The sequence below is a fragment of the Methyloversatilis universalis EHg5 genome, assembly GCF_000378945.1.
Lineage (GTDB): Bacteria > Pseudomonadota > Gammaproteobacteria > Burkholderiales > Rhodocyclaceae > Methyloversatilis > Methyloversatilis universalis_A.
Genome location: NZ_KB900539.1, coordinates 1985457 through 2006951 on the forward strand (window position 1 = coordinate 1985457; position 21495 = coordinate 2006951).

A 21495-nucleotide genomic window follows, 5' to 3' on the forward strand; every position below is an offset into this window, starting at 1 on the left:
GACTTTTTTCAGGAGAGCGAGCCAGATGGCCAATACAGCCAGCAAGACCCGACCGAAGCACCTCCAGCTGACGGCGATACGACTGCCGTTGCCGGGCATCGTGTCCATCCTTCACCGTATCAGCGGTGCCGGTCTGTTCCTCTGTCTGCCCTTGCTGCTGTGGCTGTTTGCCGCCAGCCTGGGGTCGCCGGAGAGCTTCGAGTCGTTCAGCGCGGTGGTCGGCCATCCGCTGGCCAAGATTTTCCTGCTCGGCCTGATGTGGGCTTACCTGCACCACTTCTGTGCCGGCATCCGCTTCCTGCTGCTGGACATGCACAAGGGCCTGGAACTGGCGACCGCGCGCAAGACCTCGGTGGCGGTGCTGGTCGTGAGCCTGACGCTTACCGTGATCCTGGGGGTGAAACTGTGGTGAATCGTGTCGTTGTCGGTGCCCACTACGGGCTGAAGGACTGGCTGGGTCAGCGCATTACCGCGGTGGTGATGGCGGTCTACACCCTCATTTTCGCGATCGGCGCACTGTCGATGGGCGAACTGACCTACGAGAACTGGCGCGGTCTGTTCTCCGGCGGTTTCATGCGCTTCGCGACCTTCCTGTTCTTCGCGTCGCTGATGTACCACGCCTGGGTGGGCGTGCGTGACATCTATATGGACTACATCAAGCCCACCGGCGTGCGCGTCGTGCTGCACTCGGTGACCATGCTTGCCCTGATCGGCTATCTGGGCTGGGCAGCCCAAGTTCTGTGGAGACTGTAAGTGAGCGTACCCGTCCGCAAATTTGATGCAGTCATCGTCGGCGCCGGCGGCGCCGGTCTGCGTGCCGCCATTCAGCTGTCCGAAGCCGGCCTGCGCACCGCAGTGATTTCCAAGGTGTTCCCGACCCGCTCGCACACGGTTGCGGCGCAGGGCGGTGTCGCCGCCTCGCTCGGCAACTCGGAGGAGGATCACTGGCACTGGCACATGTACGACACGGTCAAGGGTTCTGACTGGCTCGGCGACCAGGACGCGATCGAATTCATGTGTCGCAAGGCCAACGAAGTGGTGATCGAGCTCGAACACTACGGCATGCCTTTTGACCGCCTCGACAGCGGCAAGATCTATCAGCGCCCGTTCGGCGGCCACATGTCGAATTTCGGCGAAAAGCCGGTCCGTCGCTCCTGTGCCGCCGCTGACCGTACCGGTCACGCGATGCTGCACGCGATGTACCAGCGCAACGTGAAGGCCAACACCCAGTTCTTCATCGAATGGATGGCGCTGGACCTGATCCGCGACGAAGAGGGCGACGTGGTCGGCGTGACCGCGATGGAAATGGAAACCGGCGAAGTGTTCGTGTTCCATGCCAAGGCCGTGCTGTTCGCGACCGGCGGCGCCGGCCGCATCTACTACAGCTCGACCAATGCCTTCATCAACACCGGTGACGGCGTGGGCATGGCTGCGCGTGCCGGCATTCCGCTGGAAGACATGGAGTTCTGGCAGTTCCACCCGACCGGCGTGGCCGGTGCCGGCGTGCTGATCACCGAAGGTGTGCGCGGCGAGGGCGGCATTCTGCGCAACGCCTCGGGCGAGCGTTTCATGGAGCGCTACGCGCCGAACGCCAAGGATCTGGCGTCGCGTGACGTGGTGTCGCGCGCCATGGTGACCGAAATCAACGAAGGTCGCGGCTGCGGTCCGAACAAGGACCACGTGATGCTGGACATCACCCACCTCGACCCGGCCACCATCATGAAGCGCCTGCCGGGCATCCGCGAGATCGGCATCCAGTTCGCCGGTGTCGACGCGATCAAGGAACCGCTGCCGGTGGTGCCGACCTGTCATTACCAGATGGGTGGCATCCCGACCAATTACAACGGCGAAGTCGTGGTGCCGAAGGACGGCAGCCCGAGCGTGCCGGTCAAGGGTTTCTACGCTGCTGGCGAGTGTGCCTGCGCCTCGGTGCACGGCGCCAACCGCCTCGGCACCAACTCGCTGCTCGACCTGCTGGTGTTCGGCAAGTCGTCCGGCGAGTCCATGGTCGAGTTCATCAAGGCCCAGCCGGCTGCCCACAAGCCGCTGCCGGCCAATGCCGCCGACTTCTCGCTGTCGCGCATCAACCGTCTGGACAACCAGAAGAGCGGTGCCGCGGTCGGTGCCACCCGTCTGGCCATGCAGCGCACGATGCAGGCGCACTGCGGCGTGTTCCGCTTCAAGGACATGCTGGCCGAAGGCGTGAGCAAGATTCTCGAAATCGAGAAGATGGCCGCCGTGACCGAGATTCAGGACAAGTCCAAGGTGTTCAACACCGCGCGTCTGGAAGCGCTGGAGCTGGACAACCTGATCGAGGTGGCCAAGGCCACCATCGTGTCCGCCAACGCCCGTACCGAATCGCGCGGCGCCCACGTGCGCGACGACGCGACCGACACGCCGGAACGTCCGGACGGCCGCGACGATGTGAACTGGCTCAAGCACACCCTGTGGCACCGCGAGGGCAACAAGCTCGAGTACAAGCCGGTGAACATGAAGCCGCTCACGGTTGACACCATCGCGCTGAAGAAGCGCGCCTACTGAGGAACGCAGCATGACCGCCCGTACCGTCGAATTCAGTATCTACCGCTTCGACCCGGACCGCGACGAGAAGCCCTACATGCAGTCGATCTCGATCGAGCTCGATGGCACCGAACGCAAGCTGCTCGATGCGCTGGTCAAGTTGAAGGACAAGGACGACTCGCTGTCCTTCCGCCGTTCCTGCCGTGAAGGCGTGTGCGGCTCGGACGCGATGAACATCAATGGCAAGAACGGCCTGGCCTGTCTGACCGACATGAAGGACCTGCCGTCGCCGGTGGTGCTGCGTCCGCTGCCCGGACTGCCCGTCGTGCGCGACCTCATCGTCGACATGACCCAGTTCTTCAAGCAGTACCACTCGATCAAGCCCTACCTGATCAACGAAGAGCATCCGCCGGAGCGCGAGCGCCTGCAGTCGCCGGAAGACCGCGAGGAACTGAACGGCCTGTACGAGTGCATTCTCTGTGCCTGCTGCTCGACCTCCTGCCCGTCGTTCTGGTGGAACCCGGACAAGTTCGTCGGTCCGGCCGGCCTGCTGGCCGCCTACCGATTCATCGCGGACACCCGCGACCAGGCCACCAGCGAACGTCTGGACAACCTGGAAGATCCGTACCGTCTGTTCCGCTGCCACACCATCATGAACTGCGTCGATGTGTGCCCGAAGGGTCTGAACCCGACCCGCGCCATCGGCAAGATCAAGGACATGATGGTCCGTCGCGCGGTCTGATCTTGATGCATCTACGCTTGTCCCTGCCGAAGGGGCAAGCGTGGCGCCCGTTTCACGGGCAGAGAGCGACTTGTGGCGTACAGGGGGATTTGACGTGGATGAGGCGGCGAACGATCAGACGGTCAATATGGGCCGCCTGCGCTGGCATTGCCGGCGCGGGCTGCTCGAGCTTGACCTGGTGCTTCAGCGCGTCATCGACCGCGGGTTGCTGGAGGAGTTGAGTGAACAACAGAGAGCAGAGCTGTTCGAACTGCTCCATTACGACGACATCACCTTGTTGGCGATTGTCAGCGGGCGCGCTGAATGTGAGGAGCCGCGCCTGAAGGGGATGGTCGATCTGCTGCGTTCGGTTTGATGCGCGCTTTTCGACCCGGGCATTTTTGAGGAAGTGAAGAGGTTAGACATGACAAATCAACGCACCGCCACGCTGACCATCGATGGGCAGTCCACCGAATTCCCGATCATGAGCGGTACGGTCGGCCCCGACGTGGTTGATATCCGTTCGATGTACGGCAAGACCGGCATGTTCACGTACGACACCGGTTACCTCTCCACCGCCAGCTGCAAGTCGTCGATCACCTACATCGATGGCGACAAGGGCGAACTGTGGTATCGCGGCTACCCGATCGAGCAGCTCGCCGAGAACTGTGACTTCCTCGATACCTGCTACCTGCTGAAGAACGGCGAACTGCCGAACGCCGTGCAGAAGGACGAGTACCTCACCAGCATCAAGAAGCACACGCTGCTGCACGAACAGCTCGCCAAGTTCTACCAGGGCTTCCGTCGCGACGCGCACCCGATGGCCATCATGGCCGGCGTGGTCGGCGCACTGTCCGCCTTCTACCACGACGGCATGGACATTTCGGACCAGGCTCACCGTGACGTGTCGATCAACCGCCTGATCGCCAAGATGCCGACCATCGTCGCCATGGCGTACAAGTACTCGGTCGGCCAGCCCTTCATGTACCCGCGTAACGATCTCGATTACGCGAGCAACTTCATGTACATGATGTTCGCGACCCCGTGCGAGGAATACAAGCCGAACCCGGTGCTGGCCAAGGCGCTGGACCGCATCTTCATCCTGCACGCAGACCACGAACAGAACGCCTCGACCTCGACCGTCCGTCTGGCCGGCTCGTCGGGCGCCAACCCGTACGCGGTTATCGCGGCCGGTATCGCCTGCCTGTGGGGCCCGGCGCACGGTGGTGCCAACGAGGCCTGCCTGCAGATGCTGGAAGAGATCGGCGACGTGTCGCGCGTGCCGGAGTACATCAAGCGCGCCAAGGACAAGAACGACAGCTTCAAGCTGATGGGCTTCGGTCACCGTGTCTACAAGAACTTCGATCCGCGCGCCAAGCTGATGCGTCAGACCTGCTACGAAGTGCTGACCGAACTGGGCCTGGAAAACGACCGCCTGTTCAAGCTGGCAATGGAACTGGAACGCATCGCGCTCGAAGACGAGTACTTCATCGAGAAGAAGCTCTACCCGAACGTCGACTTCTACTCCGGCATCGTGCAGAAGGCGCTCGGCATTCCGACCTCGATGTTCACCTGCATTTTCGCTCTGGCCCGTACCATCGGCTGGATCACGCAGTGGAACGAAATGATCACCGATTCCGAGTACAAGATCGGTCGTCCGCGCCAGCTGTACGTGGGCCCGGCACGCCGTGACGTGAAGCCGGTCGAACAGCGCTGATTCACCTGTAGTACCCAGCCCCGCGGCTTAGCGGACGCCGCGGGGCGTCAAACACACCGCATGCAGCAGGCCTTCTCGAATTTCCGCGAGACGGAAGGGGGCGCGGCACGACTGGCGCCATGTTCCCCGACCGCGCGGAAAGACGCGACAACAAACCCGGGTATCCCCGGGCGGAGGAGCGAACCATGATGCACATGTTGAGCCATTCCTACCTCTTCGGGGGCAACGCGCCCTTCGTCGAGGAGCTGTACGAGTCCTACCTCGCCAACCCCGGCTCGGTGCCGGATGCCTGGCGCACCTATTTCGAATCCCTTCAGCATCTGCCCGGCGCCGCCAGCGACGTGGCCCACGCGCCTGTCGTGGCCTCGTTCGCCGAAATGGCCAAGCGCGGCCCGGTCCGCACGGTGGCCGCAGCCGGCGACGACAAGCGCCAGGTCGGCGTGCTGCAGATGATCAACGCCTATCGTTTTCTCGGTAACCGCTGGGCGCAGCTCGATCCGCTCAAGCGCGCCGAACGGCCGGACATTTCCGAACTCGAGCCGTCGCACTACGGTTTCACCGAAGCCGACCTGAACGATAGCTTCAGCACCGGCTCCTTCAAGTTCCCGCAGGAAGACCGCGCCAGCCTGCGCGAAATCCTGGAGGCGGTCCGCCAGGTGTATTGCGGCAGCATCGGCGCCGAGTACATGTACATGGCCGACATTGCCCAGAAGCGCTGGATCCAGTCGCGTCTGGAGCCGATGCGCGGCAACTACGGCTACAGCGCCGACGACCGCAAGCGCTTCCTCGAGCGCGCTACCGCGGCGGAAACGCTGGAGCGCTACCTGCATACCAAATACGTCGGCCAGAAGCGCTTCTCGCTCGAAGGCGGCGAATCGACCATCGTCGCGATGGACGAACTGGTGCGCGTAGCCGCAGGGCAGGGCGCTCAGGAAATCGTGATCGGCATGGCCCACCGCGGCCGCCTGAACGTGCTGGTGAACACGCTGGGCAAGGCGCCCTCGATGCTGTTCTCCGAATTCGAAGGCAAGGCTGCCTCCGACCTGTCGGCCGGCGACGTGAAGTACCACATGGGCTTCTCGTCCGACGTGAGCACCCCGGCCGGTCCGGTGCACCTGACCCTGGCGTTCAACCCGTCACACCTGGAAATCGTGAATCCGGTGGTGGTCGGTTCGGTCTATGCCCGCCAGCGCCGTCGCGGCGACAAGACCGGTACCCAGGTCATCCCGGTGCTGCTGCACGGCGATGCCGCGGTGGCCGGTCAGGGCGTGAACCAGGAAATGCTGAACTTCTCGCAGACGCGCGGCTACGGCGTCGGCGGCACGGTGCACATCATCGTGAACAACCAGATCGGCTTCACCACCTCCGATCCGCGCGACTACCGCTCCTCGCTGTACTGCACCGACATCTTCAAGATGGTCGAGGCGCCCATCTTCCACGTGAATGGCGACGACCCGGAAGCGGTGGCCTTCGTGACCAAGATGGCGATGGAATTCCGCGCCGAGTTCAAGAAGGACGTGGTGATCGACATCATCTGCTATCGCAAGCTCGGTCATAACGAGCAGGACGAGCCGATGGTGACCCAGCCGCTGATGTACAAGAAGATCGCCGCTCATCCGGGCACCCGCAAGCTGTACGCCGACCGCCTGATTTCCGCCGGCGTGATCGATGCGGCTTCGCCGGAACAGATGATCGCCGACTACCGTGCCGCGCTGGATGAAGGCCGTCTGGCGACCAATCCGGTGCTGACCAACCACCAGCGTCGCTTCGCGGTGGACTGGACGCCTTTCCTGAAACAGCCCTACACCGACGAGTGCGACACCCGCGTGCCGCGCGAGGAACTGGCCCGCCTGGGCGAGCGCCTCACCGCGGTACCCGAAGGTTTCTCGCTGCACTCGCGCGTGCAGAAGATCATCGACGACCGCCGCGGCATGGCCGCCGGCAGCCAGCCGGTGGACTGGGGCATGGGTGAGAACCTGGCCTACGCCACGCTGCTGGTCGAAGGCTATGGCGTGCGCGTGTCCGGTGAAGACTGCGGCCGCGGCACCTTCTTCCACCGTCATGCGGTGCTGCACGACCAGAAGCGCGAGCGCTGGGACAGTGGCAACTACATGCCGCTGCAGCATCTGCAGCCCAATCAGGCGCCCTGCGTGGTAATCGATTCGGTGCTGTCGGAAGAGGCGGTGCTCGGTTTCGAATACGGCTACTCGACCACCGAACCGAACGAACTGGTGGTGTGGGAAGCACAGTTCGGCGACTTCGCCAACGGTGCCCAGGTGGTGTTCGACCAGTTCATCAGTTCGGGTGAAGCGAAGTGGGGTCGTCTGTGCGGCCTGACCATGATGCTGCCGCACGGCTACGAAGGGCAGGGTCCGGAGCATTCGTCGGCGCGCATCGAGCGCTACATGCAGCTGTCGGCCGAGAACAACTGGCAGGTCATCATCCCGACCACGCCGGCTCAGGTGTTCCACCTGCTGCGTCGCCAGATGCTGCGCAAGGTGCGCAAGCCGCTGGTCATCATCACGCCTAAATCCCTGCTGCGTCACAAGGACGCAGTGTCTTCGCTGGACGAACTGGCCAACGGCCGCTTCCAGCCGGTCATCCCGGAAGTGGATGCGCTGGACGACGCCTCGGTCGAGCGCGTCATCCTGTGCAGCGGCAAGATCTACTACGAACTGCTGGCCCACCGCCGCGCCCAGGACGTGAAGAACCTCGCCATCCTGCGCCTGGAGCAGCCCTATCCCTTCCCGGCTGACGAGCTGGCGACCCAGCTTGCGCGCTATCCGAAGGCGACGGCGGTCACCTGGGTACAGGAGGAGCCGCGCAATCAGGGCATGTGGTACTGGCTGATCTCGCGCGCCTTCCTCGGCAAGGCACTGGGCGGGCTCAAGCTCGAACTGGTGTCGCGTCCGGCCTCGGCCTCGCCCGCGGTGGGTTACGCCGCAAAGCACAACGCCCAGCAAAAGGCGGTCATCGAAGCAGCGATCGAAGGAGTGGGGCGCTGAGGCGCCCCCGAAAGGGAGACAGATAAATGCTCATCGAAGTGAAGGTTCCCCAGCTGTCCGAATCGGTGGCCGAAGCCACGCTGGTCCGCTGGCATAAGAAGGTTGGCGAGGCGGTTGCCCGTGATGAAAACCTGATCGACATCGAAACCGACAAGGTGGTGCTGGAAACCCCGGCACCGGACGCTGGCGTGCTGGTGGCCATCGTCAAGAGCGACGGTGCCTCGGTCACCAGCGGTGAACTGATCGCCCAGATCGACACCGATGCCAAGGCCTCGGCCGCCGCGCCGGCAGCCGCGGCCGCACCTGCCGCTGCAGCGGCAGGCGTCAGCGCTGCGACGGCGTCTTCGGCCGCTCCCGGCGGCCCGGCCAGCCCGGCCGCGCGCAAGATCATGGACGAACGCGGCCTGAGCGCTGCCGACGTGCCGGGTACCGGCCGCGGCGGTCGCATCACCAAGCCGGACGCCGCCGGCGCACCTCAGCCCGCCGCGCCGGCACCGGCCGTTCCGTCGGCTGCCGTGGCCCGTCCGGCGCCCGCCGCAGCCGCTGCGGCCCCGGCCGCAGCGCTGCCCCAGCCGCCGATGCCGGTGAAACTGGAAGAGCTGCTGGCCGACCGTCCGCAGCAGCGCGTGCCGATGTCGCGCCTGCGTGCCCGCGTGGCCGAACGTCTGCTGCAGTCGCAGGCGCAGAACGCCATCCTGACCACGTTCAACGAAGTGAACATGGGCCCGCTGATGGAGCTGCGCAAGAAGTACGCCGAGAAGTTCGAGAAGACCCACGGCGTCAAGCTGGGCTTCATGTCCTTCTTCGTGAAGGCCGCGCTGCAGGCGCTGCGCAAGTTCCCGGTGCTGAATGCGTCGGTCGATGGCAATGACATCGTCTATCACGGCTTCTTCGACATCGGCATCGCCGTGGGCAGCCCGCGCGGTCTGGTGGTGCCCATTCTGCGTGACGCCGACCAGATGAGCTTTGCCGACATCGAGCAGAAGATTGCCGAATTCGGTCAGAAGGCCAAGGACGGCAAGCTGTCGATCGAGGACCTGACCGGCGGCACCTTCTCCATTTCCAACGGCGGCGTGTTCGGCTCGATGCTGTCGACGCCCATCATCAACCCGCCGCAATCGGCCATCCTGGGCATCCACGCGACCAAGGACCGCCCGGTCGTCGAGAACGGCCAGATCGTGATCCGACCGATCAACTATCTGGCAATGTCCTACGACCACCGCATCATCGACGGCCGCGAAGCTGTACTCGGCCTGGTGACCATGAAGGAGGCGCTGGAAGACCCGGCCCGCCTGCTGTTCGACGTATAAACCCTCTCGTTGCAAGTCACGTCTGAGCGCCGCCCGGAGAGAGGGCCGGACGGCGCCGCGGACCCAGACTGCTTCCTTTTTCCGGAGCATTGAAGATGTCCAAAGAATTTGATGTCGTCGTGATCGGCGCCGGCCCCGGCGGTTACGTTGCCGCCATCCGCGCAGCGCAGCTCGGCCTCAGCGCTGCCTGCGTCGAGTACAACAGCTACGCCGACCCGAAGGGCGAAGTGCGCCTCGGCGGCACCTGCCTGAACGTGGGCTGCATTCCGTCCAAGGCGCTGCTGCAGTCGTCCGAACTGTTCGAGCAGGCCAACCACTCCTTCGTCATGCACGGCATTTCGGTCGAGTCGCCGAAGATGGACGTCGGCGTCATGATGAAGCGCAAGGACAACATCGTCGGCCAGCTCACCACAGGCATCCGCGGCCTGTTCAAGAAGAACAACGTGACGCTGCTGTCGGGCCTGGGCAGTTTTGCCGGCCGCGAGGACGAGAAGTGGAAGGTTGCGGTCACCCGCAACGGCGCCACCGAGCATGTGCTGGCCAAGCACGTCATCGTCGCCACCGGTTCGCGTGCCCGTCACCTGCCGGGCATCGAGGTCGATAACAAGGTGGTGTGCGACAACGAAGGCGCGCTCGCTTTCGACGGCGCACCGAAGAAGCTGGGCGTGATCGGCGCCGGCGTGATCGGCCTTGAACTGGGCAGCGTGTGGAAGCGCCTCGGCGCCGAAGTCACCATCCTGGAAGCGGCTCCGGAATTCCTGTCGGCGGCCGACCCGGCCATCACCAAGGAAGCCTGGAAAACCTTCGTTGCCAAGCAGAAGCTGGGCATCAAGCTGGGTGCGAAGATCGGCAAGGTCGAGCGTACCGCTGCCGGCGTGCGCGTCGAGTACGAACACAAGGACGAACAGCATGTGCTCGAGTGCGACCGCCTCATCGTATCGGTCGGCCGCATTCCGAACACCGATGGCCTGAATGGCGAATCGGTGGGCCTGAAGATCAGCGAGCGCGGCTTCATCGAAGTCGACGCGCAGGGCCGCACCAATCTGGCCAATGTGTGGGCGGTGGGCGATGTGGTGCCGGGCCCGATGCTGGCGCACAAGGGCATGGAAGAGGGCGTCATGGTGGCGGAGTGCATCGCCGGCCAGAACGGCCACGTCAATCACGACACCGTGCCCTGGGTCATCTACACCCATCCGGAAATCGCCTGGGTGGGCAAGACCGAAACCCAGCTCAAGGCCGAAGGCATCGAGTACAAGGCCGGTCAGATTCCGTTCGCGGCCAACGGTCGCGCGCTGGGTCAGGGTGACACCACCGGTTTCGTGCGCATGTATGCCTGCGCCAAGACCGACCGCATCCTCGGCGTGCACGTGATCGGCAACAACGCATCGGAACTGATTGCCGAAGCGGTGGTGGCGATGGAATTCGACGCCTGCTCCGAAGACATCGCGCGCATCTGCCACGCCCACCCGACGCTGTCGGAGGTGATGCACGAAGCCGCGCTGGCCTGCGACAAGCGCCCGCTGCACTTCTGATCGACCAGGAAACGGACCATGGGCGCCGCCTCGCATGACATCCTGAAGGTCCCCGAACGGGGCATGCTGGACATCTTCGAGGCGCAGCTCAAGGTCCGCGGCTACACCGCGGACGCATCGCAGCGCGGCGCGGCCGAGCGGCTGCAGAAGCTGTACACCGAACTGCTCGGCTTCAAGGCCGCGCGCCGCACCCAGCTGCGCAAGCTGCTGTCGCGTGCGCAGCCGCCGCGCGGCGTGTGGTTCTGGGGTGGCGTGGGGCGCGGCAAGAGCTTCCTGATGGACTGCTTCTATGACGCCGTGCCCTACCGCCGCAAGAAGCGCGTGCATTTCCACGCCTTCATGCAGCAGATCCACGAAGCACTGAAGAAGCACAAGAACGAAGCCGATCCGCTGGCACAGGTGGCGGACGACATCGCGAAAAGCACCCGTCTGCTGTGCTTCGACGAATTCCACGTGTCCGACATTGCGGACGCGATGATCCTCGGCCGTCTGGTCGAGGCGCTGTTCGAGCGGGGTGTGGTGTTCGTCGCCACCTCCAACTACCCGCCGGACGGCCTGTATCCGAACGGCCTGCAGCGGCAGAACTTCCTGCCCACCATCGAGCTGCTGAAAAAGCGTCTCGAAGTGTTCGAACTCGACGCCGGCATCGACTACCGGCTGCGCTCGCTGGAGCGCATGGACATTTTCATGGTGCCCGGCGGCAAGGCGGCCGATGCAAAGCTGGCCGACGACTTCCGCCAGATCTGTGGCGAACCCTGTCCGGCCGGCCCGCTGGAAATTCTCGGTCGCACGCTGAAAACCCGCGACCGCTCGCTGGGTGCGGCCTGGTTCGATTTCCACGAGCTGTGCGGCGGCCCGCGCTCGCAGAACGACTACCTCGAACTGGCGCGCCGCTATCACTCCATCCTGATTTCCAACGTGCCGAAGATGGGCCGTGACCAGGCGAACGAAGCGCGCCGCTTCACCTGGCTGGTGGACGTGCTGTACGACTTCCGGGTCAAGCTCATCCTGTCCGCCGAGGTCGACGCGCCGGCGCTGTATACCGACGGCCCGCATGCGAACGAATTCACCCGCACCGTGAGCCGCCTGATCGAAATGCGTACGCGCGAATACCTGGCGTCGCCCCACCGTGTGGATTTCGCCGGCAGCATGTCCACCGTAGCGGCCTGAGCTCTGCGTTCCGCCGCCTGAACGGCGGACCTTTCCTCGCCGCCGGACGTCTACACTGCGCACAGAACCCATGGTCGCAGGTGTCCGATGTCCGTCTCCGCATTGCTCCGCAGATTCCTGATGCTGTGTCTGCTGTGCCCGCTGATCGCGGTCGCGCAGGTGAAGCTCGACATCATTCCGCTCAAGCACCGCACGCCCGATCAGGTACTGCCAGCGCTGCGCCCTCTGGTCGGTGGCGACGCCGCGCTGTCCGGCGCCAACAACCGCATCTTCATCCGCGCTGACGCCGCCACCCGCGCCGCAGTGAAGCAGGCCATCGACGCGCTCGACACGCCGCTGCGCAGCCTGATGATTTCGGTGCGCCAGGACAATGACGACACCGTGCAGCAGGACGGCGCAGGCGTGTCCGGCGAAGTGGGGCGCGACACCCGTGTGCGTGCCCGCGTGTGGTCCACCCGGGGCGATGCCGGCGACCGGCTTTCGCAGCGGGTGCAGGTGGTGGAGGGGGGCGCCGCCTTCATACAGGTCGGCAGCGCCACGCCCATGCCCTTCAGCCAGGTGGTGGTCGGGCCGGGCGGTGCGGCGATCAGTCAGGGCGTGCAGTACCGCGACGTCTCCAGCGGCTTCTACGCCCAGCCGCGGGTCAATGGCGAGCAGGTGACGCTGGACATTTCACCGCAGAAGGAATCGCTGTCCGACACCCAGTACGGCGAAGTGCGCAGTGCCCGTCTGATCAGCACGGTGCGCGGCCGGCTGGGGGAGTGGATCGAACTGGGCTCGTCCGGTCACGACGAACAGGTAAGCGAGCACGGCATCACCCGATACGGCACGCGCGACGCACAGTCGCAGCGACGCATCTGGGTCAGGGTCGACGCAGTGCAATGAGCCCTCGGGATCGCTTGCCAGGAAGCTCATGAATTTCCCTAGCCACGCTTCAAGCCACCGGCGACGCGGCGGGGCAGCCGGGCCGCGATACTGAAAGTGCGCCGGAAGACGGCGCGCACATTCACAACCGACTGTCAGGAGATCATCATGAACTGGGAAACCCCGAAGGCCACCGATCTGCGTTTCGGCTTCGAAATCACGATGTACGTCGCCAACCGCTGAGGTTCGACGCTCCGGCGGGTTCGCCCGCCGGAACCGGTTTTTCCGGTCCTGCCTGCGGGCGGGGCCTGTTCCATCCGGCGCCTCGCGCTGCCGGCAGAAAAATAGGCCGCAACAGGCCTGACCGGGCTCCACCGAGCCCACGGAGGAGAAGCATGCGTCTGCACGTACTGGGTTCCGCAGCCGGAGGCGGTTTTCCGCAGTGGAACTGCAACTGCCCGAATTGCGACGGACTGCGCAAGGGCACGATCAAGGCGCGGGCGCGCACGCAGTCGTCGATCACGGTCAGTGGCGACAATGAGAACTGGGTGCTGTTCAACGCTTCGCCCGACATCCTGACCCAGTTCCAGCGTTTTCCCGAATTGCAGCCGGCGCGCGCGCTGCGCGACACCGCGGTAAAGGCTATCGTGCTGATCGACGGCCAGATCGATCACACCACCGGCCTCTACATGCTGCGCGAACACCGCCAGCCGCATCAGATATGGTGCACGCCGCCGGTGCGGCAGGATCTGACCGAAGGCAATCCGCTGTTCCGTCTGCTCGGCCATTACTGCGGCATCGAGTGGAACGAGCTGGGCATCGACGACCGCGAATTCACCATCGCCGGCGCGCCCGGACTGAAGTTCCGCGCGCACGCGCTGCGCAGCAACGCGCCTCCTTACTCGCCGCGCCGTGACCGGCCGGTACCGGGTGACAACGTGGGCGTCACCATCGAGGACACGAACAGCGGGAAGAAGATCTATTACGCACCCGGTCTGGTCGAGATCGAACCGCAGGTATGGGCGGCGATGCAGGCGGCCGACGTGGTGCTGGTCGACGGCACCTGCTGGAGCGACGACGAAATGATCGCGCTCGGCGCGTCGAAGAAGCGTTCGCGCGACATGGGCCACCTGGCGCAGAGCGGCGAGGGCGGCATGATCGAGTGGCTGGACAGACTGCCGGCCACGACGCGCAAGATCCTCATCCACATCAACAACACCAACCCCATCCTGAACGAGGACAGCCCGCAGCGTCGCGAGCTGGACGCGCACGGCATCGAGGTTTCGTACGACGGAATGGACATCACGCTATGAGCACCCAACAGCCCTGGAACCACGAAGAGTTCGAAGCCAAACTGCGCGACAAGGGCGCGGCCTACCACATTCACCATCCGTTCAACGTGATGCTGAATACCGGCAAGGCGACGCCGGAGCAGATCCGCGGCTGGGTGGCCAACCGCTTCTACTACCAGATCGCGATTCCGGTGAAGGACGCGGCCATCCTGTCGAACACGCCGGACCGCGAAGTGCGCCGTCAGTGGATACAGCGCATCCTCGATCACGACGGCTATGAAATCACCGCGCCGGACGGCACCACGGTACGCGACGAAGGCGGCATCGAAGCGTGGATCAAGCTGGGCGAAGCCACCGGTCTCAGCCGCGAGGAAATCGTCGATCTGCGCCACGTGGTGCCGGGCGTGCGCTTCGCGGTCGATGCCTACATCAATTTCGCGCGCCAGCGGCCGTGGCAGGAAGCGGTGTGTTCGTCGCTGACCGAGCTGTTCGCGCCCAAGATCCACAAGGAACGCCTGGCCAACTGGCCGGAGCACTACCCGTGGATCGAATCGTCCGGCCTGCAGTACTTCCGCAACCGTGTGTCGCAGGCGCGCCGCGACGTGGAGCAGGGCCTGGCGGTGACGCTGAACTACTTCAACACGCGCGAGATGCAGGAGCGCGCGCTGACCATCCTGCAGTTCAAGCTCGACGTGCTGTGGACCATGAACGACGCCATGGCCAACGCCTACGGCGTGAACAAGTGAGCATGCCGATGACTGCTGCGATGACCGTCACGACCGCATCGGTACCGAAGATCGGCCGCCATTTCCGCATCCAGTGGGAAGAGGCGCAGAAGGCCTACGTGCTGCTGTATCCGGAAGGCATGGTGAAGCTGAACCAGAGTGCGGGCGAGATTCTCAAGCGCTGCACCGGCGAGGCCAATGTCGGTGACATCACTGCCGATCTGGAAAAGACCTTCAACGCGCAGGGCCTGCAGCAGGACGTGATCAATTTCGTCGAACTGGCGCTGCAACAGAAGTGGGTGGAAACGACATGACCGACCTTGCCGAAGCCCAGGCCGCGCAGGACGCGGCCACCATAGGCCCGCCGCTGTGGCTGCTGGCAGAGGTGACCTACCGCTGTCCGCTGCACTGCGTGTACTGCTACAACCCGGTCGACTTCGCCAAGCATGAAGCGGAGCTCAGTACCGAAGAGTGGTTCAAGGTGCTGCGCGAGGCGCGCGAACTGGGTTCGGTGCAGTGCGGCTTTTCCGGCGGCGAACCGATGCTGCGCGACGATCTGGAACTGCTGGTGGCCGAGGCGCATCGCCTGGGCTACTACACCAATCTGCTCACCTCCGGTGTCGGCCTGAACGAGAAGCGCATCGACGCGCTGAAGGAAGCCGGGCTGGATCACATCCAGCTGTCCTTCCAGGACTCGAGCCGGGAAATGAACGACTTCCTGTCGTCCACCCGCACCTTCGATCTGAAGCGCCGGGTGGCCGACCTGATCAAGTCGCGCGGTTACCCGATGGTGATGAACTGCACCATCCACCGGCACAACATCGATCACATCGAATCCATCCTGCAGCTGGCTGACGAGATCGAGGCCGAGTACGTGGAACTGGCCAACACCCAGTACTACGGCTGGGCCCAGGTGAACCGCGACCAGCTGCTGCCGTCGCGCGAACAGCTCGAACGCGCCGAACGCATCACCAATGAGTGGCGCGAAAAGCACGGCAACAAGATGAAGCTGTTCTTCGTCGTGCCGGATTACTACGAGAACCGGCCGAAGAAGTGCATGAACGGCTGGGGCAACATCTTCCTGACCATCACGCCGGACGGCAAGGCGCTGCCCTGTCATACCGCACGCATGCTGCCGGGGCTGGAGTTTCCGGACGTGCGCACCAGCAGCGTCCGGGATATCTGGTATGAATCCGAAGGTTTCAACCGCTACCGCGGCACCGGCTGGATGAAGGAGCCCTGTTCCAGCTGTCCGGAAAAGGAAAAGGATTACGGCGGCTGCCGCTGTCAGGCCTATATGGTCGCCAACGATCCGAACGCCGCCGACCCGGTGTGCGACAAGTCGCCCTTCCATCACAAAATCGTCGAGGCGGTGGAGCGCGCGCAGATTGCGGGCAATCCGCAACAGGTGAAGCCGCTCATCTACCGCGGCCCGAAGGAATCGCTGCAGCTTGACCGTCCGTTCTGAGCACGGGCTTCGCGCGGCGGGTGTTCAGTCGCGCTGCTAGGGGTGGGCAATCATGCGGAAGGGTGTGTCGCTGCCCGTCCGCAGAATGTCTCAGTGGACGGTCCGCCCTGTGCAGATGGGATCGCCATGCACCCACGCGACGTGGCCAGCGCATGTTCGGTAATTCGCTGCAGCAGCCAGCCGTAACGCCGGCTTTCCGCTCCCGACGCGAAATCCGGCGAAGCGTGGAAGGCGATCACCATGGCCGCCGCAGCGGTGCGTTCCGCCTGATCGAGGGCGGCTTCCAGCCAGTCCAGTGCGGCCGTCTGCAGTGCAGCTGAACGCCGGGCATCGAGCATCGGGCTGCCCGGCAGGTTCAAGGTCACGAACACCACACCCTGCATCTGCCGGCGCCGATATTCCGGCACAGCCGGGCTGTATCTCGGGCACGACGCGGCGCGGGTGGAACAGTCGTTCATACGGATCGTGAGCACCGGCCGACGCACGGCTGCAATTCAGCTCACCGGCCAGCGTGCCCGGCACCGCGCCACCCTGGTAAGGGCTGCAGGGCAGGTCGCCGAATGCAAGCAAACGCAGGTGCAGCGGATTGCCGGGGTGCGGCACAGGCCGACAGGGCGGGCGCGCAAATGGCTGCATGCATCCAATGAAAAAAAGTGTGCATGCGGTCAAGGATATTGTCCGTGCAGCCGATATCGCCCCATAACGTCGAGTGAAGTGTCGCGATCCCTGCCTGGAGAGCGAAGCGGTACCTGAACCGTCATGCAGAATTTCTTTACGTCCGGATTCGAAAGTTCATCGCTGTTGATGTCTACGAGCCATGAGCCGTGGCTGGTCGTGCTGTCGGTTGCAGTGGCGGTATTCACCTCCATGGTGTCGCTGTACACGGTCGGTCAGGCGGAGCAGGCGCGTGATCCGCGCATGGCATGGCTGATGAAGTTCGCCTGCGCGCTGTCGCTGGGGGGCGGCGTATGGGCCATGCACTTCATCGGCCTGCTCGCGCTCGACATCTGCGTTACCGTGCGCTACGACATCTGGCTGTCGCTGGCTTCAATGCTGCCCAGTCTTCTGGCCGCTCTGGCCACCATCCATCTGATGACCCGTCCGACCCTGTCGCCGCGCGAACTGCTGGCCGGCGGCCTGCTGATGGGGGCCGGTATCGGCCTCATGCACTACAGCGGGATGGAGTCGATGCAGATGGCTGCGCAACTGCGATACGACCCGCTGATGTTCGGCGTGTCGATCCTCGTTGCCGTGCTGCTGGCCACGCTGGCGCTCTGGGTGAAGTTCTTCGTGCCGATACGCCGCAGATTGCCGCGTCTGATCGTCAGCGGCAGCGTGATGGGGCTGGCGATTTCCGGCATGCACTATGCCGGCATGGCAGCAGCCCGCTTCATGGGTGTCGAGGAAAGCGCGCCTCAGACCGACAACATGACCCTGGGCGTGCTGGTGATGCTGGCCACCATCACGCTGACCGGCTTTGCGCTGGGGTGCCATGCCCTGCTTCGCTATCGCGCTCTGGTCGATGAGCTGAGCGCCGGTGAGGCGCGCATGCGTGCCTTGTTGAGCACACCTGTCGATGGCGTGGTGACGCTGGACGAGCATGGCATCGTCCAGACGATGAATGCGGCCGCCGAAGCGCTTTTCGGGTGGCGCGAGCAGGAACTGGTCGGCAAGAGTTTCGAGCGGGTGCTGGCTTTGTCCGAGCGCGATCGCTATGCCGCCTATCTGTCGGAATTCCGGCGAACACGCCAGCCTTCCCTGGCCGGGCGCAGCCGTGAGGTTGCCGGACTGCATCGCGATGGGCGAGACATTCCGCTGCATGTTTCCATCGGTCATGCCAAGGTGAGCGGCGCCGATCTGTTCGTCTGCTACATCGCCGACATTTCCCACTTCAAGAACATGGAGCGCGCAGTCCGCGAAAGCGAGGCGCAGCTCCGTTCGCTGATCCAGAACATTCCCGGCGTCGCCTATCGCTGCCTGATGCGGGACGACTGGCCGATGCTGTTCATGAGCGATGCGACGGAAACGCTGACCGGCTACCCCGCCAGCGACTTCCTGAGTGATCCGCCGGTACGCAGTTTCGGTGACATCACGCATCCTGACGACACCGCCAGCAACTGGCAGGTGGTGGAAGCTTCGATCCGCGACAATCGGCCCTTCGTGGTCGAGTACCGCATCGTCCATGCCGATGGTTCCACCCGCTGGATGTGGGAGCACGGCAGCGCGGTGCGCGACCATGACGGCTCGGTCAAATGGATAGACGGCGTCATTCTGGACATCACCGAACGGCGCGAAATGGAACAGGCGCTGCGGACCGCGAAGGAGAGGGCGGAACTGGCCGCCGCGTCCAAATCGGCCTTCCTCGCCAATATGAGCCACGAAATACGCACGCCGATGAACGCCATCATCGGCTTCAGCGACGTGCTGCTCGGCCAGTCGCAGCCGCCGGAACAGCGCCGGCAGCTCGAGGTGGTGAGTGCGTCCGCCCGTTCGCTGCTGCGGCTGCTGAACGACATCCTCGATACCGCCAAGCTGGAACGCGGCGCGGTCGAACTCGAAATGCTCGATTTCGATCTGCACGACCTGCTGGGCCAGCTCACCCAGACCCTGGCCATACAGGCGCGTGACAAGGGCCTGACGCTGACCATAGACGCGCATGCCCAGCTGGGTCGCCACTACCGCGGCGATTCGCTGCGCATCCGCCAAGTGATGACCAACCTGATCGGCAATGCCATCAAGTTCACCGAGACCGGGGGCGTGGTAGTGCGGGTGCGCGCCGAAACCGGCCATGTGCGTTTTTCGGTTGTCGATACCGGCATCGGCATCGCGCCGGAACGGCTCGGTGCCATCTTCGAACCCTTCACCCAGGCCGACGTATCGATGAGCCGACGCTTCGGCGGCACCGGTCTGGGGACCTCGATCTGCAAGCAGCTGGTCGAACTGATGGGCGGACGCATCTGGGTGGACAGCACGCCGGGTCAAGGCAGCGCCTTCCATTTCACGCTGCCGCTGATGCCGGGCAGCGCTCCGGTGGCCGCCACCTCGGCGCTGATTCACCTGCCGCCGCTCCGCGTGCTGGCGGTGGACGACGTCGAACAGAATGTCGAACTGCTGGCCGCACTGCTCACGCGCGAAGGGCACTCGGTGACCGCCTGCGTGTCGGCGCGCGACGCCATCGTCGCGGCCGGTCACGAGCGCTTTGACGTAGTGTTGATGGACCTGCACATGCCCGAAATCAGCGGTCTGCAGGCGACGCGCGAAATCCGCATGGCCGAGCGCGCAGACGGTCGGATGCCGGTGCCGGTGATCGCGCTGACCGCCAGCGTGCTCGAAGCCGACCGCATCGCCGCCCGCGAATCCGGCATGAACGGTTTTGCCACGAAGCCGATCGAACTGGACAACCTGTTCGCCGAAATCGGCCGGGTGCTCGACATCCGCATTTCGGCGCCGGTGGGCACTCCGCCGAATGCTGCAGGCGGCCTGATAGACATGCCGCGCGCACTGGCGCTTTGGCGCACTCCGGAGCGGCTCGAAAGCGCCCTCCGTCGCATGCTGGGCGAGAACGCCGATCTGAAGGAAAAGCTCGATCGTCGCGCGGCCGACGGCGCGCACGACGAAGTCCGCGCCTTGGCTCACCGTGTTCGGGGCGTAGCGGCCAATGTCGGTGCTACCCGTCTGACCGCTGCGCTGGCGCTGCTTGAGGCGGCTGCAGCCTCAGGCGAGCAGGCCGGCTATGGCGGGATGATCGTTGATGTCGCTGACGCAATGGCTGCGCTGCATGTCGAACTCGACAGCTGGCCGTCTGCGCCGCGTGCGCCGGCCCCGGTGCGTGCGGCCGGGTCGAGCCGCGTCGACCCGGCCGCAGCAATGCGTCACGCCGATACGCTGAAGCGCGCGCTGCTGCACGGGGAGCTGGACGATCCGGCGCTGGCCCTGCTGCTCAATGCGGTGGGCAGCCATCCGGCTGCGGCCATGCTCGAGCCGCTGGCCGAAGCGATCGACAATTTCGATTTCGATCAGGCGGTCGCCCAGATCGAGCGGCTGATGGATGCACTCGGTGCACCTGCGCAGCCGATTCCGTCAGAAGCGGGAACCTGAATGGACACTCCGGACAAGCGCATCGACGCCTACGGCATCGCGGCGGGTGATCCCCGCAAGACGGTGCTGTGCGTCGACGACGAACCTTCGAACCTGCAGGTGCTGCGGCAGATCCTGCAGGCCGACTACCGGCTGCTGTTCGCCCGCGACGGACGGCGGGCGATCGAACTGGCAGAGGTCGAACAGCCCGATCTGGTGCTGCTCGACGTGATGATGCCGGGCATGAACGGCCACGACGTGTGTCGTGCCTTCAAGGCGGACAGCCGGCTTGTGCGCATTCCGGTCATCTTCGTAACTGCGCTGAGCGATGTTGATGACGAGGCGCGAGGTTTCGATCTTGGTGCGGTGGACTACATCACCAAGCCGGTGAGCCCGCCCATCGTGCGCGCACGCGTGCGGACCCACCTGTCACTGGTGAGCGTGCACGATCTGGTCGAAACCCGGCTGCAGGTCATACAGCGCCTGGGGCTGGCTGCCGAGTACAAGGACAACGAAACCGGCCTGCACGTGATCCGGATGAGCCATTACGCGCAGATCCTCGCGCGTGCGGCCGGCTGGACCGAAGAGATGGCGCAGGACCTGCTGCATGCCGCACCCATGCACGATGTGGGCAAGATCGGCATTCCGGACCACATCCTGCGCAAGCCGGGCAAGTTCGACGACGCCGAGTGGGAAATCATGAAAACCCACGTTGAGATCGGTGTGCGCATCATCGGCGAACACGAGACCGGTCTGCTTGCGGTGGCCCGGCGCATCGCTCAGGGGCATCACGAGAAATGGGATGGCAGCGGCTACCCGGGCGGACTGCGCGGCACGCAGATTCCGGTTGAGGCGCGCATGGTGGCGATCGCTGACGTATTCGACGCGCTCACCACCGAAAGACCCTATAAGAAAGCATGGACGGTGGAAGACGCGTGTGCGCTGCTGGTCGAACAGAAGGAGAAGCACTTCGACCCGCATCTTGTCGATCTTTTCCTCGATTGCATGCCACAGATACTGGATGTGAAGGAAAGATGGGCAGAGCGCTCGCCCGATGCCAGATGAACGGGCGCGGTCTGCCGCCGCTTCAGGAC

General features: G+C 64.4%; 19 protein-coding genes. 18 read left to right on the forward strand and 1 reads right to left on the reverse strand.

What is annotated here, in order from left to right; all coding sequences use genetic code 11:
• The first annotated feature begins 25 nt into the window (after window positions 1-25).
• The 16 genes from sdhC (at window position 26) to pqqE (ending at window position 16324) form a co-directional block, all read left to right on the forward strand.
• Window positions 26-412: a succinate dehydrogenase, cytochrome b556 subunit gene (gene sdhC, locus METUNV2_RS0109270; protein ID WP_018229190.1), complete on the forward strand. Its 387-nt coding sequence runs from the start codon at window positions 26-28 to the stop codon at window positions 410-412.
• A complete protein-coding gene (gene sdhD, locus METUNV2_RS0109275; RefSeq protein WP_018229191.1) occupies window positions 406-753 on the forward strand; it encodes a succinate dehydrogenase, hydrophobic membrane anchor protein in 348 nt (115 codons plus the stop codon). Before sdhC ends, sdhD begins: the two co-directional genes overlap by 7 nt.
• A complete protein-coding gene (sdhA, locus tag METUNV2_RS0109280; protein ID WP_018229192.1) occupies window positions 754-2541 on the forward strand; it encodes a succinate dehydrogenase flavoprotein subunit in 1788 nt (595 codons plus the stop codon). It abuts the gene before it with no gap.
• A gap of 10 nt (window positions 2542-2551) precedes the next feature.
• Entirely contained in the window at window positions 2552-3262 is a 711-nt protein-coding gene (locus METUNV2_RS0109285; protein ID WP_018229193.1) for a succinate dehydrogenase iron-sulfur subunit, read from the forward strand.
• A gap of 94 nt (window positions 3263-3356) precedes the next feature.
• A complete protein-coding gene (locus METUNV2_RS0109290; RefSeq protein WP_018229194.1) occupies window positions 3357-3617 on the forward strand; it encodes an FAD assembly factor SdhE in 261 nt (86 codons plus the stop codon).
• 48 nt (window positions 3618-3665) lie between these two features.
• Window positions 3666-4958, forward strand: a complete 1293-nt coding sequence (gene gltA, locus METUNV2_RS0109295; protein WP_018229195.1) for a citrate synthase — start codon at window positions 3666-3668, stop codon at window positions 4956-4958.
• Window positions 4959-5143: 185 nt separating this feature from the next.
• Complete coding sequence (locus tag METUNV2_RS0109300) at window positions 5144-7963, forward strand: 2-oxoglutarate dehydrogenase E1 component (protein ID WP_018229196.1); 2820 nt, start codon at window positions 5144-5146, stop codon at window positions 7961-7963.
• 26 nt (window positions 7964-7989) lie between these two features.
• Window positions 7990-9273 (forward strand): 2-oxoglutarate dehydrogenase complex dihydrolipoyllysine-residue succinyltransferase, encoded by a 1284-nt coding sequence (gene odhB, locus METUNV2_RS0109305; protein ID WP_018229197.1) that lies wholly within the window; start codon window positions 7990-7992, stop codon window positions 9271-9273.
• Between the two features lie 95 nt (window positions 9274-9368).
• Window positions 9369-10805 (forward strand): dihydrolipoyl dehydrogenase, encoded by a 1437-nt coding sequence (gene lpdA / locus METUNV2_RS0109310; protein WP_018229198.1) that lies wholly within the window; start codon window positions 9369-9371, stop codon window positions 10803-10805.
• 18 nt (window positions 10806-10823) lie between these two features.
• The gene (zapE, locus tag METUNV2_RS0109315; protein ID WP_018229199.1) at window positions 10824-11975 is read left to right on the forward strand and encodes a cell division protein ZapE; all 1152 of its coding nucleotides are present in this window, start codon (window positions 10824-10826) and stop codon (window positions 11973-11975) included.
• A gap of 120 nt (window positions 11976-12095) precedes the next feature.
• Complete coding sequence (locus tag METUNV2_RS0109320; protein WP_018229200.1) at window positions 12096-12860, forward strand: secretin N-terminal domain-containing protein; 765 nt, start codon at window positions 12096-12098, stop codon at window positions 12858-12860.
• Window positions 12861-13007: 147 nt separating this feature from the next.
• Complete coding sequence (gene pqqA, locus METUNV2_RS19595) at window positions 13008-13082, forward strand: pyrroloquinoline quinone precursor peptide PqqA (RefSeq protein WP_008060153.1); 75 nt, start codon at window positions 13008-13010, stop codon at window positions 13080-13082.
• A 152-nt stretch (window positions 13083-13234) separates the two neighbouring features.
• Window positions 13235-14152, forward strand: coding sequence for a pyrroloquinoline quinone biosynthesis protein PqqB (gene pqqB, locus METUNV2_RS0109330; protein WP_018229202.1), 918 nt, complete (start codon window positions 13235-13237; stop codon window positions 14150-14152).
• The gene (gene pqqC, locus METUNV2_RS0109335; protein WP_018229203.1) at window positions 14149-14877 is read left to right on the forward strand and encodes a pyrroloquinoline-quinone synthase PqqC; all 729 of its coding nucleotides are present in this window, start codon (window positions 14149-14151) and stop codon (window positions 14875-14877) included. Before pqqB ends, pqqC begins: the two co-directional genes overlap by 4 nt.
• Window positions 14878-14897: 20 nt before the next feature.
• Window positions 14898-15170: a pyrroloquinoline quinone biosynthesis peptide chaperone PqqD gene (pqqD, locus tag METUNV2_RS0109340; RefSeq protein WP_026188024.1), complete on the forward strand. Its 273-nt coding sequence runs from the start codon at window positions 14898-14900 to the stop codon at window positions 15168-15170.
• Complete coding sequence (gene pqqE / locus METUNV2_RS0109345; protein ID WP_018229205.1) at window positions 15167-16324, forward strand: pyrroloquinoline quinone biosynthesis protein PqqE; 1158 nt, start codon at window positions 15167-15169, stop codon at window positions 16322-16324. The genes pqqD and pqqE overlap by 4 nt, the downstream gene beginning before the upstream one ends.
• 50 nt (window positions 16325-16374) lie before the next feature.
• On the opposite strand, the gene METUNV2_RS0109350 is transcribed toward pqqE, so the two are convergent.
• A complete protein-coding gene (locus METUNV2_RS0109350; protein ID WP_157281362.1) occupies window positions 16375-16782 on the reverse strand; it encodes a hypothetical protein in 408 nt (135 codons plus the stop codon).
• A gap of 346 nt (window positions 16783-17128) precedes the next feature.
• Here METUNV2_RS0109350 and METUNV2_RS0109355 point away from each other — a divergent pair, with 346 nt between their 5' ends.
• Together METUNV2_RS0109355 and METUNV2_RS0109360 are read left to right on the forward strand one after the other, a co-directional pair.
• Window positions 17129-20422 carry an MHYT domain-containing protein gene (locus METUNV2_RS0109355; protein WP_232415651.1) on the forward strand — a complete coding sequence of 1098 codons (3294 nt, stop codon included), beginning with the start codon at window positions 17129-17131 and terminating at the stop codon, window positions 20420-20422.
• Entirely contained in the window at window positions 20423-21466 is a 1044-nt protein-coding gene (locus METUNV2_RS0109360; RefSeq protein WP_018229208.1) for an HD-GYP domain-containing protein, read from the forward strand.
• Window positions 21467-21495 lie beyond the last annotated feature (29 nt).